The following is a 15,916-nucleotide window of genomic DNA, read 5'->3' as shown; positions in this document are numbered from 1 at the left end:
AGAGGTTAATCCCTTGAGTGACATGGCGAAAAACCTAATACTCTGGCTGGTCATTGCCGTTGTGCTGATGTCAGTTTTCCAGAGCTTTGGGCCCAGCGAGTCGAATGGCCGAAAGGTAGATTATTCAACCTTCCTGCAAGAGGTCAATCAGGACCAGGTTCGCGAAGCGCGTATCAACGGACGTGAGATCAACGTTACCAAGAAAGATAGTAACCGTTACACGACTTACATTCCGGTTAACGATCCGAAGCTGCTTGATAACCTGTTGACGAAAAACGTCAAAGTGGTTGGCGAACCGCCGGAAGAGCCAAGCCTGCTGGCTTCTATCTTCATTTCCTGGTTCCCGATGCTGCTTCTTATCGGCGTCTGGATCTTCTTCATGCGTCAGATGCAGGGCGGCGGTGGCAAAGGCGCCATGTCGTTCGGTAAGAGCAAGGCGCGCATGCTGACGGAAGACCAGATCAAAACCACTTTTGCCGACGTCGCCGGTTGTGACGAAGCGAAAGAAGAAGTCGGTGAACTGGTTGAATACCTGCGTGAACCGAGCCGTTTCCAGAAGCTGGGCGGCAAGATCCCGAAAGGCGTCCTGATGGTCGGCCCTCCGGGTACCGGTAAAACCCTGCTGGCCAAGGCCATTGCAGGCGAAGCGAAGGTTCCATTCTTTACAATTTCAGGTTCTGACTTCGTTGAAATGTTCGTGGGCGTTGGCGCATCTCGCGTGCGCGACATGTTCGAACAGGCCAAGAAAGCGGCACCGTGCATCATCTTTATCGATGAAATCGACGCCGTAGGCCGCCAGCGTGGCGCGGGCTTAGGCGGCGGTCACGATGAACGTGAGCAGACGCTGAACCAGATGCTGGTTGAGATGGATGGTTTTGAGGGTAACGAAGGTATCATCGTTATCGCGGCGACCAACCGTCCGGACGTTCTTGACCCTGCGCTGCTGCGTCCGGGCCGCTTTGACCGTCAGGTTGTTGTTGGTCTGCCGGATGTTCGCGGTCGTGAACAGATCCTGAAAGTGCATATGCGTCGCGTACCGCTGGCGCCGGATATCGATGCGGCAATTATCGCCCGCGGTACGCCAGGCTTCTCCGGTGCTGACCTCGCGAACCTGGTAAACGAAGCTGCGCTGTTTGCCGCTCGTGGCAACAAGCGCGTGGTCTCGATGGTTGAGTTCGAGAAAGCGAAAGACAAAATCATGATGGGTGCGGAACGTCGCTCCATGGTGATGACGGAAGCGCAGAAAGAGTCCACCGCGTACCACGAAGCGGGTCATGCGATTATCGGTCGCCTGGTGCCGGAACACGATCCGGTGCACAAAGTGACAATTATTCCGCGCGGTCGTGCGCTCGGTGTTACCTTCTTCCTGCCTGAAGGCGACGCTATCAGCGCCAGCCGTCAGAAGCTGGAAAGTCAGATTTCGACCCTGTACGGCGGTCGTCTGGCAGAAGAAATTATCTACGGCGTAGAGCATGTTTCTACCGGTGCGTCTAACGACATAAAAGTCGCGACTAACCTGGCGCGTAACATGGTGACCCAGTGGGGCTTCTCTGACAAACTCGGCCCGCTGCTGTATGCCGAAGAAGAAGGCGAAGTTTTCCTTGGCCGCAGCGTCGCGAAAGCGAAACATATGTCCGATGAAACGGCTCGTATCATCGACCAGGAAGTGAAGTCACTGATTGAGCGTAACTACAATCGTGCACGCCAGCTTCTGAACGATAACATGGACATCCTGCACGCGATGAAAGATGCGCTCATGAAATATGAGACCATCGATGCTCCGCAGATTGATGACCTGATGGCTCGCCGCGATGTTCGCCCGCCAGCTGGCTGGGAAGAACCGGGTTCGTCCAACAATTCTGACAATAACGGCACGCCTCGTGCGCCGCGTCCGGTTGATGAACCGCGTACGCCAAACCCGGGTAATACCATGTCAGAACAGCTGGGCGACAAATAAGTTAGCCGTCATTGATGCTGTTGTACTTTTAAAACCCCAGGGCGTTTGCTCCGGGGTTTTTCTTTTTCAATCTTTCTCTGACTCAGGGACATAGCGATGAAACTTGAAGCCCAGGGTTCAACCCTCGATCTCTCCCACCCCCATGTAATGGGAATTCTTAACGTCACCCCGGATTCGTTCTCTGACGGCGGGACTCACAATACGCTGGTAGAAGCCGTTAAACATGCCAATCTGATGATTAATGCCGGAGCGACTATTATTGATATCGGTGGGGAATCGACGCGCCCGGGGGCCGCAGATGTCAGCGTTGAGGACGAGCTCGCTCGAGTCATTCCGACGGTAGAAGCCATTGCCCAGCGCTTCGAAGTGTGGATCTCCGTTGATACCTCTAAACCGGAGGTGATTCGTGAATCAGCGCGCGTGGGGGCGCATATCATCAATGATATCCGTTCGTTAACCGAGCCGGGAGCGCTGGAGGCTGCGGCGGAAACCGGCTTGCCGGTGTGCCTGATGCATATGCAGGGCCAGCCGAAGACCATGCAGGATGCCCCTAAATACGCGGATGTCTTTGCTGACGTTGAACGCTTTTTTGTCGAACATATTGTGCGCTGCGAGCGGGCCGGTATCGCAAAAGATAAATTGCTGCTCGACCCGGGATTCGGTTTCGGTAAAAATCTTTCCCATAATTATGAACTGCTTGCCCGACTCAGCGAGTTCCATCATTTCGGTCTTCCGCTACTGGTCGGTATGTCGCGTAAGTCGATGGTAGGCCAGTTGCTTAATGTCGGGCCGAAAGAACGCCTGAATGGCAGCCTGGCTTGCGCAGTCATTGCTGCAATGCAGGGCGCGCAGATTATTCGCGTCCATGATGTCAAAGAAACGGTAGAAGCGCTGCGTGTGGTGGAAGCTACCCTGGCCGCTAAGGAAAATAAACGTTATGAGTAACCGCAAATATTTTGGTACTGATGGTATCCGTGGCCGCGTAGGCGATGCGCCAATAACGCCAGAATTTGTCTTAAAGCTGGGCTGGGCGGCTGGAAAGGTGCTGGCGCGCCACGGTTCGCGCAAGATTATTATCGGTAAAGATACCCGTATTTCAGGCTATATGCTGGAGTCCGCGCTGGAGGCTGGCCTGGCTGCCGCAGGGTTATCCGCTTCTTTCACCGGCCCAATGCCAACGCCGGCAATTGCCTATCTGACGCGAACCTTCCGCGCGGAGGCCGGAATTGTGATCTCCGCTTCGCATAATCCGTTCTATGATAACGGTATTAAATTCTTCTCTATCGAAGGGACTAAGCTCCCGGATGAAGTTGAAGAAGCCATTGAAGCCGAAATGGAGAAAGAGCTGACCTGCGTTGATTCCGCCGAGCTGGGCAAAGCCAGCCGTATCGTCGACGCGGCTGGTCGCTATATCGAGTTTTGCAAAGGCACCTTTCCGAACGAGCTGAGCCTCAACTCCTTGAAAGTGGTGGTCGATTGCGCTCACGGCGCGACTTACCATATCGCCCCGAGTGTTTTCCGCGAGCTGGGCGCTCAGGTGATCGCCATGGGCTGTGAGCCTGATGGACTCAACATCAATGAAGAAGTCGGAGCGACGGATGTTCGTGCTCTGCAGGCGCGCGTGCTGGAGGAAAAAGCCGACCTGGGTATTGCCTACGATGGCGATGGCGATCGGGTCATAATGGTGGACCATGAAGGCAATAAAGTCGACGGTGATCAGATCCTCTACATCATAGCTCGCGAGGGTCTGCGCCAGGGGCAACTGCGTGGCGGCGCCGTCGGGACGCTCATGAGCAACATGGGGCTTGAACTGGCGCTCAAACAGCTGGGTATTCCTTTCGTTCGCGCGAAGGTAGGTGACCGTTATGTGCTGGAAAAACTGCAGGAGAAAGGCTGGCGCATCGGTGCCGAAAACTCCGGCCATGTGATCCTGCTGGACAAAACCACCACGGGGGATGGGATTGTCGCCAGCCTGCAGGTGGTGGCGGCGATGGTGCGTAACCATATGAGCCTGCACGATCTGTGTAGCGGAATGAAAATGTTCCCGCAGCTGCTGGTTAATGTCCGCTTTACCGAAGGTAGCGGTAACCCGCTGGAACATGAACATGTAAAAGCGGTCACGGCAGAAGTGGAGGCCGAGCTGGGCAATCGTGGCCGCGTACTGCTGCGTAAATCAGGCACCGAGCCGCTGATTCGCGTTATGGTGGAAGGCGAGCATGAAGAAAAGGTGCACGAGTTCGCCCATCGTATCGCTGATGCCGTAAAAAGCGTGTAATTTGTCTGGCTAAGTAATTAAAAAGGCGACGCTTGCCGCCTTTTTAATCGACAAAAAATCGCTTTTTGCTGTTTTTTTCCGCACTTGATACAATGCGTTGAAATTGCCCTTGCGAAGGTCATTCGCTTTGGTTAGTATTCACACCCGCTTCAGTGGGAAACGTTAATACGTCCCGCTTTATTGGTCGAAGCACTTGGTATGCGGCGAATCCGCAAGGAACAGGTTGATTATGTACGAAGCTCTTTTAGTTGTTTTCCTTATTGTGGCAATTGGCCTTGTTGGTCTGATTATGCTGCAGCAAGGTAAAGGCGCTGATATGGGAGCCTCCTTCGGAGCAGGCGCTTCCGGCACTCTGTTTGGATCCAGCGGTTCTGGTAACTTCATGACCCGCATGACTGGTATCCTGGCTGCGCTGTTCTTCATCATCAGTCTGGCGCTGGGCAATATCAACAGCAACAAGACCAACAAAGGAAGTGAGTGGGATAACCTGAGCGCTCCGAAAACCGAGCAAACTCAGCCGACAGCTCCGGCACAGCCGAGCAGCGACATCCCGCACTGATAAGTAGTATCCGTACCGAGGTGGTGGAATTGGTAGACACGCTACCTTGAGGTGGTAGTGCCCTAACGGGCTTGTGGGTTCGAGTCCCATCCTCGGTACCAATTTCCTGAAAAAAGACGCTGAAAAGCGTCTTTTTTTCGTCCAGAGAAAAGTGCGCAGTCGCATAAGCGGCTGATATTCCTCTTCAGTTGGGGGCGGGATTTCACAGCATAAAAAAGGCCGCTTGCGCGGCCTTTACTGTTTTCTCAGGGATGTTACTTAGCTTTATTTTCCAGGTTTTCCACCTGCGGCAAGCCGGTGGCGGAAGAGGCGGTCAGCAGTCCGGACTGAGCGTAGCCAAACAGCTTATCGCGGGTATCGGTGATATCCAGATTGCGCATTGTCAGCTGGCCGATACGGTCCTCAGCGGAGAACATTGAGTCGCCTTTTTCCATGGTCAGGCGTTCTGCTTTATAGGTCAGATTATCTGACACGGTATTTAGGATGGAATAGTCGTTGCCGCGACGCAGTTCAAGGGTCACTTCGCCGGTGATTTGGCTGGCCACCCAGCGCTGCAGGCCGTCGCGCAGCATCAGAGCCTGTGAGTCGAACCAGCGCCCCTGATACAGCAGGCGACCCAGCTGACGACCGTGTGCGTGATATTGTTCGATGGTATCTTCATTATGAATACCGGTCAGCAGACGCTCATAGGCAATATGCAGCAGCGCCATCCCGGGGGCTTCATAAATGCCGCGGCTCTTCGCTTCGATGATACGGTTTTCGATCTGATCGCTCATGCCGAGTCCATGGCGGCCGCCGATCCGATTAGCTTCCAGCATCAGCTCAACGTCATCGCTAAAGGTCTGTCCATTCAGCGCAACCGGGTGGCCTTGTTCAAAGCGGACGGTGACTTCTTCCGCAGGAATTTTGACGCTTTCATCCCAGAACTTCACGCCCATAATTGGGTTCACAATCTTGACGCTGGAGTTCAGGAACTCAAGATCTTTAGCCTCGTGCGTAGCTCCCAGCATATTGGAGTCGGTTGAGTAGGCTTTTTCAACGGACATTTTATAGTCAAACCCGCAGGAAATCATAAATTCTGACATTTCCTGGCGGCCGCCTAACTCGTCGATAAAGTCGCTATCCAGCCACGGTTTGTAAATTTTCAGCTCTGCGTTGGTCAGCAGGCCGTAACGATAGAAACGTTCGATATCGTTGCCTTTATAGGTACTGCCGTCGCCCCAGATGTTAACGCCGTCTTCTTTCATCGCGGCAACCAGCATAGTACCGGTCACTGCGCGGCCCAGCGGAGTGGTATTAAAGTAGGTCAACCCGCCGGTGGTGTTATGAAACGCGCCGCACTGGATTGCAGCAATACCTTCCGCAACCAGCTGCTTACGGCAGTCGATCAGACGAGCTCCTTCAGCACCATACTCTTTGGCACGACGAGGAATGGCTTCGTAATCGTCTTCGTCTGGCTGTCCCAGGTTAGCGGTATATGCATAAGGGACTGCTCCCTTTTTACGCATCCACAGCAGCGCGGCGCTGGTATCCAGCCCACCAGAAAAAGCAATACCAATACGTTGTCCTACCGGGAGATGCTTGAGAATCGTCGTCATAAAATAAAACCCTGCTAGAGAGACTGTGGTGAGTTTGACTCAACAATCTTTATTGCATGTTTATGCATTAATTGTGAGTTTTCATTTAATCATCTTTTGCTGGTGACAGGAAGAGGCTGAGCCGTTTTTTACCAAAAAACCCTGAAATACCAGCACGAACCGAAACCCGCTATGTGAAATTCATGTTGACAAAATATATGAAGTATCAATACAATTCACTACGATTTTATGTCCCGTCTCTCGGTACCAAATCCCAGCAGTATTTGCGTCTTTTGCTCAAAACGAGTAAAATATGCCACGTTTCAGGCGCGGGGTGGAGCAGCCTGGTAGCTCGTCGGGCTCATAACCCGAAGGTCGTCGGTTCAAATCCGGCCCCCGCAACCACTTTCCCATTAAGTACTTTTTCAAATATACTGTGAGGACCGGGTCCTTCGTAGACGAATTTGAAAGAATTCTTCTGGAAAGTGTTCCAGATCGCAGTTGCGATCTCAGGGTTCAGTTATCTAAAGCCCCGATTTATCGGGGTTTTTTGTTATCTGACTTCAGAATAACTGGGCTATACGCCCTTTTTTTATGTCTTGGGGGTGGGTTTGTCCACATTAGAGCAAAAATTAACAGAGATGCTCACAGCGCCAGTTGAAGCGCTTGGCTTTGAGCTGGTCGGCATCGAATTTATTCGCGGTCGCACATCCACACTGCGCATCTATATTGATAGTGAAGATGGCATCAATGTTGATGATTGTGCTGATGTGAGTCACCAGGTCAGTGCTGTTATGGACGTAGAAGACCCGATTACAGTCGCTTATAACCTGGAAGTTTCTTCCCCTGGTCTCGATCGTCCTATGTTTACCGCCGAACACTATGAGCGTTTCATCGGCGAAGAAGTTTCGCTGGTTTTGCGCATGGCGGTACAGAACCGACGCAAATGGCAGGGCCTTATCAAAGCGGTAGACGGTGAGATGATCACGGTAACCGTCGAAGGCAAAGATGAAGTGTTCGCGCTGAGTAACATCCAGAAGGCGAACCTGGTTCCCCACTTTTAACAGTCTGGATTGAGGTGAAAGGCCCCGATGAACAAAGAAATTTTGGCTGTTGTTGAAGCCGTTTCCAACGAAAAGGCGCTGCCGCGTGAGAAAATTTTCGAAGCGTTGGAAAGTGCGTTAGCAACGGCTACTAAGAAAAAATATGAACAAGAGATCGACGTTCGCGTAGAAATCGATCGTAAAAGCGGTGATTTCGACACATTCCGTCGCTGGCTGGTTGTGGAAGAAGTCACCCAGCCGACGCGCGAAATCACGCTGGAAGCTGCGCGTTTCGAAGATGAAAGCATGAATCCTGGCGATTACGTCGAAGACCAGATTGAATCTGTCACCTTTGACCGTATCACTACGCAGACTGCGAAGCAGGTTATCGTACAAAAAGTACGTGAAGCCGAACGCGCAATGGTCGTTGATCAGTTCCGTGAGCACGAAGGTGAAATTATCACGGGCGTAGTGAAGAAAGTGAATCGCGACAACATTACGCTGGATCTGGGCAACAACGCTGAAGCCGTGATCCTGCGTGAAGACATGCTGCCGCGTGAAAACTTCCGTCCGGGTGACCGTATCCGCGGCGTACTGTACGCAGTCCGCCCGGAAGCGCGTGGCGCGCAGCTGTTCGTGACGCGTTCCAAGCCGGAAATGCTGATTGAACTGTTCCGCATTGAAGTTCCGGAAATTGGTGAAGAAGTTCTCGAAATTAAAGCGGCGGCTCGCGATCCTGGCTCTCGTGCTAAAATCGCGGTTAAAACTAACGATAAGCGCATCGATCCGGTGGGTGCCTGCGTCGGTATGCGCGGCGCGCGCGTTCAGGCAGTCTCGACTGAACTGGGCGGCGAGCGTATTGATATCGTGCTGTGGGACGATAACCCGGCGCAATTTGTCATTAACGCCATGGCTCCGGCTGACGTCGCCTCTATCGTGGTAGATGAAGACAAGCACACCATGGATATCGCAGTCGAAGCGGGCAACCTGGCGCAGGCCATTGGCCGTAACGGTCAGAACGTCCGTCTGGCGTCTCAGCTGAGCGGCTGGGAACTGAACGTCATGACCGTTGATGACCTCCAGGCTAAGCATCAGGCTGAAGCCCATGCAGCGATTGATACCTTCACTAAATATCTTGATATTGATGAAGATTTCGCCACGCTGCTGGTTGAAGAAGGTTTCGCCACTCTGGAAGAACTGGCCTATGTGCCAATGAAAGAACTGCTGGAAATTGACGGTCTGGATGAACCGACCGTTGAAGCACTTCGTGAGCGGGCGAAAAACGCGCTGACCACGCTGGCGCTGGCCAAAGAAGAGAGCCTGGGAGACAGCAAACCTGCCGACGATCTGTTGAATCTGGAAGGTATGGATCGCGCCCTGGCATTCACCCTGGCCGCCCGTGGTGTTTGTACGCTGGAAGATCTCGCCGAGCAGGGCATTGATGATCTGGCTGATATCGAAGGCTTGACCGACGAGAAAGCCGGAGAACTTATCATGGCCGCTCGTAATATTTGTTGGTTCGGCGACGAAGCGTAATAAACTGTAGCAGGAAGGAACAGCATGACAGATGTGACCATTAAAGCGCTGGCCTCAGAGATTCAGACCTCTGTGGATCGCCTGATACAGCAATTTGCTGATGCAGGGATCCGCAAATCGGCTGATGATTCTGTGACCGCGCAAGAGAAGCAAACCTTGTTGACGCACCTGAACCGTGAACACGGCTCAGCGCCCGACAAGCTGACGCTGCAGCGCAAAACGCGCAGCACGTTAAATATTCCGGGTACCGGTGGAAAGAGTAAGTCGGTACAAATCGAAGTCCGCAAGAAACGCACCTTTGTGAAACGCGATCCGCAAGAGGCCGAACGCCTTGCCGCGGAAGAGCAGGCGCAGCGTGAAGCGGAAGAGCAAGCCCGTCGTGAGGCAGAAGAAGCTGCCAAACGCGAGGCGCAATTAAAAGCTGAACGTGAGGCCGCAGAACAAGCGAAACGTGAACTCGCCGATAAAGCGAAACGTGAAGCCGCGGAAAAAGACAAAGTGAGCAATCAACAAACCGACGATATGACCAAAACCGCCCAGGCTGAAAAGCAACGCCGCGAAAACGAAGCTGCGGAGCTGAAGCGCAAATCGGAAGAAGAAGCACGCCGCAAACTTGAAGAAGAAGCGCGCCGTGTAGCGGAAGAAGCACGCCGTATGGCTCAAGAAAACGAAAAGAACTGGACTGAAGCGCCAGAAACGCCTGAAGAGACCACTGACTATCACGTAACAACTTCTCAGCATGCGCGTCAGGCTGAAGACGATAACGATCGTGAAGTTGAAGGCGGTCGCGGCCGTGGACGTAATGCGAAAGCAGCGCGTCCGGCTAAGAAAGGCAACAAACACGCTGAATCGAAAGCCGATCGTGAAGAAGCCCGTGCGGCCGTTCGCGGCGGTAAAGGTGGTAAACATCGTAAGGGTTCGGCTCTGCAGCAAGGCTTCCAGAAGCCGGCTCAGGCGGTTAACCGTGATGTTATCATCGGTGAAACCATCACCGTTGGCGATCTGGCCAACAAGATGGCCGTTAAAGGTTCTCAGGTCATCAAAGCGATGATGAAGCTGGGCGCTATGGCGACGATTAACCAGGTCATCGACCAGGAAACCGCACAGCTGGTTGCCGAAGAGATGGGCCACAAAGTTATCCTGCGTCGTGAAAACGAGCTGGAAGAAGCGGTAATGAGCGACCGTGACACCGGCGCTGCGGCGGAACCGCGCGCACCGGTTGTGACTATCATGGGTCACGTTGACCACGGTAAAACCTCTCTGCTGGACTACATTCGTTCAACGAAAGTGGCCTCTGGCGAAGCGGGCGGCATTACCCAGCATATCGGTGCGTACCACGTCGAAACCGACAACGGTATGATCACCTTCCTGGATACCCCGGGCCACGCCGCGTTCACCTCTATGCGTGCTCGTGGTGCTCAGGCGACGGATATCGTGGTTCTGGTTGTGGCCGCAGACGACGGCGTGATGCCGCAGACCATCGAAGCAATCCAGCACGCGAAAGCGGCGGGTGTGCCGGTCGTGGTTGCGGTGAACAAAATCGATAAGCCGGAAGCGGATCCGGATCGCGTTAAAAATGAACTGTCCCAGTACGGCATTCTGCCGGAAGAGTGGGGCGGTGAAAGCCAGTTCGTCCACGTGTCTGCTAAAGCGGGTACCGGCATCGACGAACTGCTGGACGCAATCCTGCTGCAGGCTGAAGTTCTGGAGCTGAAAGCGGTTCGTAAAGGTATGGCGAGCGGCGCGGTTATCGAATCCTTCCTGGATAAAGGTCGTGGTCCGGTTGCTACCGTTCTGGTACGCGAAGGTACGCTGCACAAGGGTGACATCGTCCTGTGCGGTTTCGAATATGGTCGCGTTCGTGCGATGCGTAACGAACTGGGTCAGGAAGTGCTGGAAGCGGGTCCATCCATTCCGGTGGAAATCCTCGGCCTGTCAGGCGTACCGGCTGCCGGTGACGAAGTGACCGTCGTTCGTGACGAGAAGAAAGCACGTGAAGTTGCGCTGTATCGTCAGGGTAAATTCCGTGAAGTTAAGCTGGCTCGTCAGCAGAAATCTAAACTTGAGAACATGTTCGCCAACATGACCGAAGGCGAAGTTCACGAAGTGAACATCGTCCTCAAAGCGGACGTGCAGGGTTCTGTGGAAGCGATCTCCGACTCCTTGCTGAAACTGTCTACTGACGAAGTGAAAGTGAAGATTATCGGTTCCGGCGTAGGTGGTATCACCGAAACCGACGCAACCCTGGCCGCTGCCTCCAACGCGATTCTGGTTGGCTTTAACGTTCGTGCTGATGCATCCGCACGTAAAGTTATCGACGCGGAAAGCCTGGATCTGCGCTACTACTCCGTCATCTATCATCTGATCGACGAAGTGAAAGCAGCGATGAGCGGCATGCTGTCTCCGGAACTGAAACAGCAGATCATTGGTCTGGCCGAAGTCCGTGATGTGTTCAAATCGCCGAAATTCGGCGCCATCGCAGGCTGTATGGTTACTGAAGGTACGATTAAGCGTCATAACCCAATCCGCGTACTGCGCGACAATGTGGTTATCTATGAAGGCGAGCTGGAATCCCTGCGCCGCTTCAAAGATGACGTTAACGAAGTTCGTAACGGCATGGAGTGTGGTATCGGCGTTAAGAACTACAACGACGTTCGCGTTGGCGATATGATCGAAGTGTTCGAAATCATCGAGATTCAACGTACCATCGATTAATCGTTTAGTAGGCCGGGGAAGCGCAGCGCCACCCGGTTATACAAAATTAAAGGGGGCCGCGTGGCCCCCTTATTTGTCTGGAGAATTTATTATGGCGAAAGAATTTGGTCGCCCGCAGCGCGTGGCTCAGGAGATGCAAAAAGAGATCGCAATCATCCTGCAGCGCGAAATTAAAGACCCGCGTCTGGGCATGATGACCACGGTTTCAGGCGTCGAGATGTCCCGCGACCTGGCCTATGCCAAAGTGTTTGTGACCTTCCTGAACGACAAAGACGAAGCCGCCGTGAAAGCGGGCATCAAGGCTTTGCAGGAAGCGTCTGGTTTTATTCGCTCGCTGCTGGGCAAAGCAATGCGCCTGCGTATCGTGCCGGAACTGACCTTCTTCTACGACAATTCATTAGTCGAAGGAATGCGCATGTCGAACCTGGTGACCAGCGTGGTGAAACATGACGATGAGCGTCGTGTGAACCCGGACGACAGTAAGGAGGACTAATGAGTCGTCCTCGTCGTCGCGGTCGCGATGTGCACGGCGTACTGTTGCTGGATAAACCGCAAGGCGCATCCAGCAACGACGTGCTGCAGAAAGTTAAACGACTTTATAATGCTAACCGGGCAGGGCATACGGGAGCGCTGGATCCGCTGGCGACCGGCATGTTGCCGATTTGCCTCGGGGAAGCGACAAAGTTTTCCCAGTATCTGCTTGATTCTGACAAGCGCTACCGCGTGATTGCTAAACTTGGCCAGCGCACCGATACCTCTGATGCCGACGGCCAGGTGGTGGAAGAACGTCCGCTGACTTTTAGTCCTGAGCAGCTGGCAGCCGCGCTCGATGGCTTTCGTGGTGAAACCCAGCAGGTGCCGTCGATGTATTCGGCGCTGAAATACCAGGGGAAAAAACTGTACGAATATGCCCGTCAGGGGATTGAAGTACCGCGTGAATCCCGGCCGATTACGGTTTACGAGCTGCTGTTTATCCGCCATGAGGGGACGGAGCTTGAGCTGGAAATTCATTGCTCCAAAGGCACCTACATTCGCACGATTATTGATGATTTAGGCGAGAAGCTTGGATGCGGCGCGCACGTCACTTTCCTGCGTCGCCTGGCGGTCAGTAAATATCCCGTCGAACGGATGGTGACGCTGGAGCAGCTGCAGGCGCTGGTTGAACAAGCCAATGCGCAGGATATTCCCGCAGCCCAGCTGTTGGACCCGCTGTTGATGCCGATGGACAGCCCGGCTTCGGATTACCCGCTGGTGAATATTCCGGAAACCTCCGCCATCTACTTTAAAAACGGTAATCCGGTGCGGACATCGGGTGCGCCGCTGCAGGGGCTGGTTCGCGTCACTGAAGGTGATGACGAGAAGTTTCTTGGCATGGGGGAAATCGATGATGAAGGCCGCGTGGCGCCTCGTCGTCTGGTGGTTGAATACCCTGCCTGAGCGCTTTCCTTGCGATAAAAGGCTGCTGCGAGTAGAATATCGCCGCTTAACGTCCGCCAAAGTGTTTTAACATTTGCGAGCGTTATATCAGGGGTTGCTGAATTAGAGATCGGCACCCTTTCTTTCTTTTAATTTTGGAGTTCGAAAATGTCTCTAAGCGTTGAAGCTAAAGCAAAAATCGTTTCTGAGTTCGGTCGTGGCGAAAACGACAGCGGTTCTACTGAAGTTCAGGTTGCACTGCTGACTGCACAGATCAACCACCTGCAGGGTCACTTTGCAGAGCACAAAAAAGATCACCACAGCCGTCGTGGTCTGCTGCGCATGGTTTCTCAGCGTCGTAAACTGCTCGACTACCTGAAACGTAAAGATGTTGCACGTTACTCTTCGCTGATCGAGCGTCTGGGTCTGCGTCGCTAATTCTGCGAGTTTCAGAAGAAGGGGCCTCACGGCCCCTTTTTTCGACCGGGCGGCAGCAATTCATTAAAAACTCATGTATTGTTGCTATTAATGATCTTCATGCAGAGGTTCGCGCGGCTAATGAGAGGCTTGACTCGCAGGGGCGGGTAAAGGTTGTCATTAGTCGCGAGGATGCAGAAGATCGGGTCATACGATGTCTTATCGTGGATTTGACATCATCTATAGATAAAAGGATAGAATTTTGCTTAATCCGATCGTTCGTAAATTCCAGTACGGCCAACATACCGTAACGCTGGAGACCGGCATGATGGCGCGCCAGGCAACTGCCGCCGTTATGGTTAGCATGGATGACACCGCGGTATTCGTTACCGTAGTCGGCCAGAAAAAAGCGAAGCCAGGCCAGGATTTCTTCCCGCTGACCGTTAACTATCAGGAGCGTACTTACGCTGCTGGTAAAATCCCGGGTGGTTTCTTCCGTCGTGAAGGCCGTCCGAGCGAAGGCGAAACCCTGATTGCGCGTCTGATTGACCGCCCGGTTCGCCCGCTGTTCCCGGAAGGCTTCGTTAACGAAGTTCAGGTTATTGCGACCGTCGTTTCCGTTAACCCACAGGTTAACCCGGATATCGTCGCGATGATCGGCGCTTCCGCTGCGCTGTCTCTGTCCGGTATTCCGTTTAACGGCCCAATTGGCGCCGCGCGCGTGGGTTATATTAATGACCAGTACGTGCTGAACCCGACCCAGGAAGAGCTGAAGTCCAGCAAACTGGATCTGGTTGTTGCGGGTACCGAAGCCGCAGTACTGATGGTTGAATCCGAAGCTGAACTGCTGAGCGAAGACCAGATGCTGGGCGCGGTCGTGTTTGGTCACGACCAGCAGCAGGTTGTTATTCAGAACATCAACGACCTGGTGAAAGAAGCCGGTAAACCGCGTTGGGACTGGCAGCCGGAAGTGGTTGATGCCGCGCTGAACGCGCGCGTCGCTGCGCTGGCTGAATCTCGCCTGAGCGATGCGTACCGTATCACCGACAAACAGGAGCGTTATGCTCAGGTTGACGTGATCAAATCCGAAACTATCGCGACCCTGGTTGCGGAAGATGAAACCCTGGACGCTAACGAACTGGGCGAAATCCTGCACGCAATCGAGAAAAACGTGGTGCGTAGCCGCGTACTGGCCGGTGAGCCGCGTATCGATGGTCGTGAAAAAGATATGATTCGTGGTCTGGACGTTCGTACCGGCGTTCTGCCGCGTACCCACGGTTCAGCACTGTTTACCCGTGGTGAAACTCAGGCACTGGTTACCGCGACCCTGGGCACCGCACGTGACGCGCAGAACATCGATGAGCTGATGGGCGAGCGTACCGACTCTTTCCTGTTCCACTATAACTTCCCTCCGTACTCCGTAGGCGAAACGGGAATGGTCGGCTCTCCGAAGCGTCGTGAAATCGGTCACGGTCGTCTGGCTAAGCGCGGCGTACTGGCCGTGATGCCGACTATCGAAGAGTTCCCGTACACCGTACGCGTGGTTTCTGAAATCACCGAATCGAACGGTTCCTCCTCCATGGCTTCCGTTTGTGGCGCTTCTCTGGCGCTGATGGACGCAGGTGTGCCGGTGAAAGCCGCCGTTGCGGGTATCGCAATGGGTCTGGTGAAAGAAGGCGACAACTTCGTCGTGCTGTCTGACATTCTGGGCGATGAAGATCACCTGGGCGATATGGACTTCAAAGTTGCGGGTTCCCGTGAAGGTATCTCTGCTCTGCAGATGGATATCAAAATTGAAGGTATCACCAAAGAGATCATGCAGGTTGCTCTGAACCAGGCTAAAGGTGCGCGTCTGCACATCCTGGGCGTGATGGAACAGGCGATTAACGCGCCGCGCGGCGATATCTCTGAGTTCGCACCGCGTATTCACACGATCAAGATCAGCCCGGACAAAATTAAAGACGTTATCGGTAAAGGCGGCTCCGTTATTCGCGCGCTTACCGAAGAAACCGGCACCACTATCGAAATCGAAGATGACGGTACCGTCAAAATCGCAGCAACCGATGGCGACAAAGCGCAGCACGCGATTCGTCGTATCGAAGAGATCACCGCTGAGATCGAAGTTGGCCGTATCTATAACGGTAAAGTGACCCGCATCGTTGACTTTGGCGCATTCGTTGCCATTGGCGGCGGTAAAGAGGGTCTGGTTCACATCTCTCAGATCGCCGACAAGCGCGTTGAGAAAGTGACCGACTATCTGCAGATGGGTCAGGAAGTGCCGGTTAAGGTTCTGGAAGTTGACCGTCAGGGCCGTGTCCGTCTGAGCATCAAAGAAGCAACTGAACAAACTCAGCCTGCGGCTGCGCCGGAAGCTCCGGCTGCCGAACAGCAGGGCGAGTAAGGTTGCCGTTTGCCCTCCGC

The 15,916-nt window shown here is 53.7% G+C and carries 12 protein-coding genes and 2 tRNA genes; 13 read left to right on the top strand and 1 reads right to left on the bottom strand.

All coding sequences use genetic code 11. The annotated features are described in order from the left end of the window. Window positions 1-22 precede the first annotated feature (22 nt). The 5 genes from ftsH (at window position 23) to K2184_RS13450 (ending at window position 4,892) form a co-directional block, all read left to right on the top strand. A complete protein-coding gene (gene ftsH, locus K2184_RS13470; protein ID WP_004854549.1) occupies window positions 23-1,957 on the top strand; it encodes an ATP-dependent zinc metalloprotease FtsH in 1,935 nt (644 codons plus the stop codon). Between the two features lie 96 nt (window positions 1,958-2,053). Next, window positions 2,054-2,902 carry a dihydropteroate synthase gene (gene folP, locus K2184_RS13465; RefSeq protein ID WP_064397209.1) on the top strand — a complete coding sequence of 283 codons (849 nt, stop codon included), beginning with the start codon at window positions 2,054-2,056 and terminating at the stop codon, window positions 2,900-2,902. Next, window positions 2,895-4,232: a phosphoglucosamine mutase gene (glmM, locus tag K2184_RS13460; RefSeq protein ID WP_004106105.1), complete on the top strand. Its 1,338-nt coding sequence runs from the start codon at window positions 2,895-2,897 to the stop codon at window positions 4,230-4,232. The genes folP and glmM overlap by 8 nt, the downstream gene beginning before the upstream one ends. Window positions 4,233-4,461: 229 nt before the next feature. Continuing rightward, window positions 4,462-4,791, top strand: a complete 330-nt coding sequence (secG, locus tag K2184_RS13455; protein ID WP_004106103.1) for a preprotein translocase subunit SecG — start codon at window positions 4,462-4,464, stop codon at window positions 4,789-4,791. Between the two features lie 14 nt (window positions 4,792-4,805). Beyond that, window positions 4,806-4,892, top strand: a tRNA-Leu gene (locus tag K2184_RS13450). A gap of 153 nt (window positions 4,893-5,045) precedes the next feature. Here the strand turns inward: K2184_RS13450 and argG are convergent. Beyond that, window positions 5,046-6,389 (bottom strand): argininosuccinate synthase, encoded by a 1,344-nt coding sequence (argG, locus tag K2184_RS13445; protein ID WP_004106101.1) that lies wholly within the window; start codon window positions 6,387-6,389, stop codon window positions 5,046-5,048. Between the two features lie 307 nt (window positions 6,390-6,696). Here argG and K2184_RS13440 point away from each other — a divergent pair. The 8 genes from K2184_RS13440 (at window position 6,697) to pnp (ending at window position 15,896) form a co-directional block, all read left to right on the top strand. Next, window positions 6,697-6,773 (top strand) — tRNA-Met (locus K2184_RS13440). A 206-nt stretch (window positions 6,774-6,979) separates the two neighbouring features. Further along, complete coding sequence (rimP, locus tag K2184_RS13435; protein ID WP_004125659.1) at window positions 6,980-7,432, top strand: ribosome maturation factor RimP; 453 nt, start codon at window positions 6,980-6,982, stop codon at window positions 7,430-7,432. A 27-nt stretch (window positions 7,433-7,459) separates the two neighbouring features. Next, window positions 7,460-8,947, top strand: coding sequence for a transcription termination factor NusA (nusA, locus tag K2184_RS13430; protein ID WP_123830017.1), 1,488 nt, complete (start codon window positions 7,460-7,462; stop codon window positions 8,945-8,947). A 24-nt stretch (window positions 8,948-8,971) separates the two neighbouring features. After that, on the top strand, window positions 8,972-11,662 hold the full coding sequence (gene infB / locus K2184_RS13425; RefSeq protein WP_004106093.1) for a translation initiation factor IF-2: 2,691 nt from the start codon (window positions 8,972-8,974) through the stop codon (window positions 11,660-11,662). A gap of 91 nt (window positions 11,663-11,753) precedes the next feature. Then, window positions 11,754-12,155, top strand: a complete 402-nt coding sequence (gene rbfA / locus K2184_RS13420; RefSeq protein WP_004106092.1) for a 30S ribosome-binding factor RbfA — start codon at window positions 11,754-11,756, stop codon at window positions 12,153-12,155. Next, window positions 12,155-13,099 (top strand): tRNA pseudouridine(55) synthase TruB, encoded by a 945-nt coding sequence (gene truB, locus K2184_RS13415; RefSeq protein ID WP_004106091.1) that lies wholly within the window; start codon window positions 12,155-12,157, stop codon window positions 13,097-13,099. The genes rbfA and truB overlap by 1 nt, the downstream gene beginning before the upstream one ends. A 147-nt stretch (window positions 13,100-13,246) precedes the next feature. Continuing rightward, window positions 13,247-13,516, top strand: coding sequence for a 30S ribosomal protein S15 (rpsO, locus tag K2184_RS13410; protein ID WP_004106090.1), 270 nt, complete (start codon window positions 13,247-13,249; stop codon window positions 13,514-13,516). A gap of 241 nt (window positions 13,517-13,757) precedes the next feature. After that, window positions 13,758-15,896, top strand: a complete 2,139-nt coding sequence (gene pnp / locus K2184_RS13405) for a polyribonucleotide nucleotidyltransferase (RefSeq protein WP_004106089.1) — start codon at window positions 13,758-13,760, stop codon at window positions 15,894-15,896. Window positions 15,897-15,916 lie beyond the last annotated feature (20 nt).

The organism is Klebsiella sp. K5-306, from assembly GCF_051835185.1.
Lineage (GTDB): Bacteria > Pseudomonadota > Gammaproteobacteria > Enterobacterales > Enterobacteriaceae > Klebsiella > Klebsiella oxytoca.
Note: the sequence above shows the minus strand (reverse complement) of the source record. Positions and strands in the feature narration are given on the sequence as shown.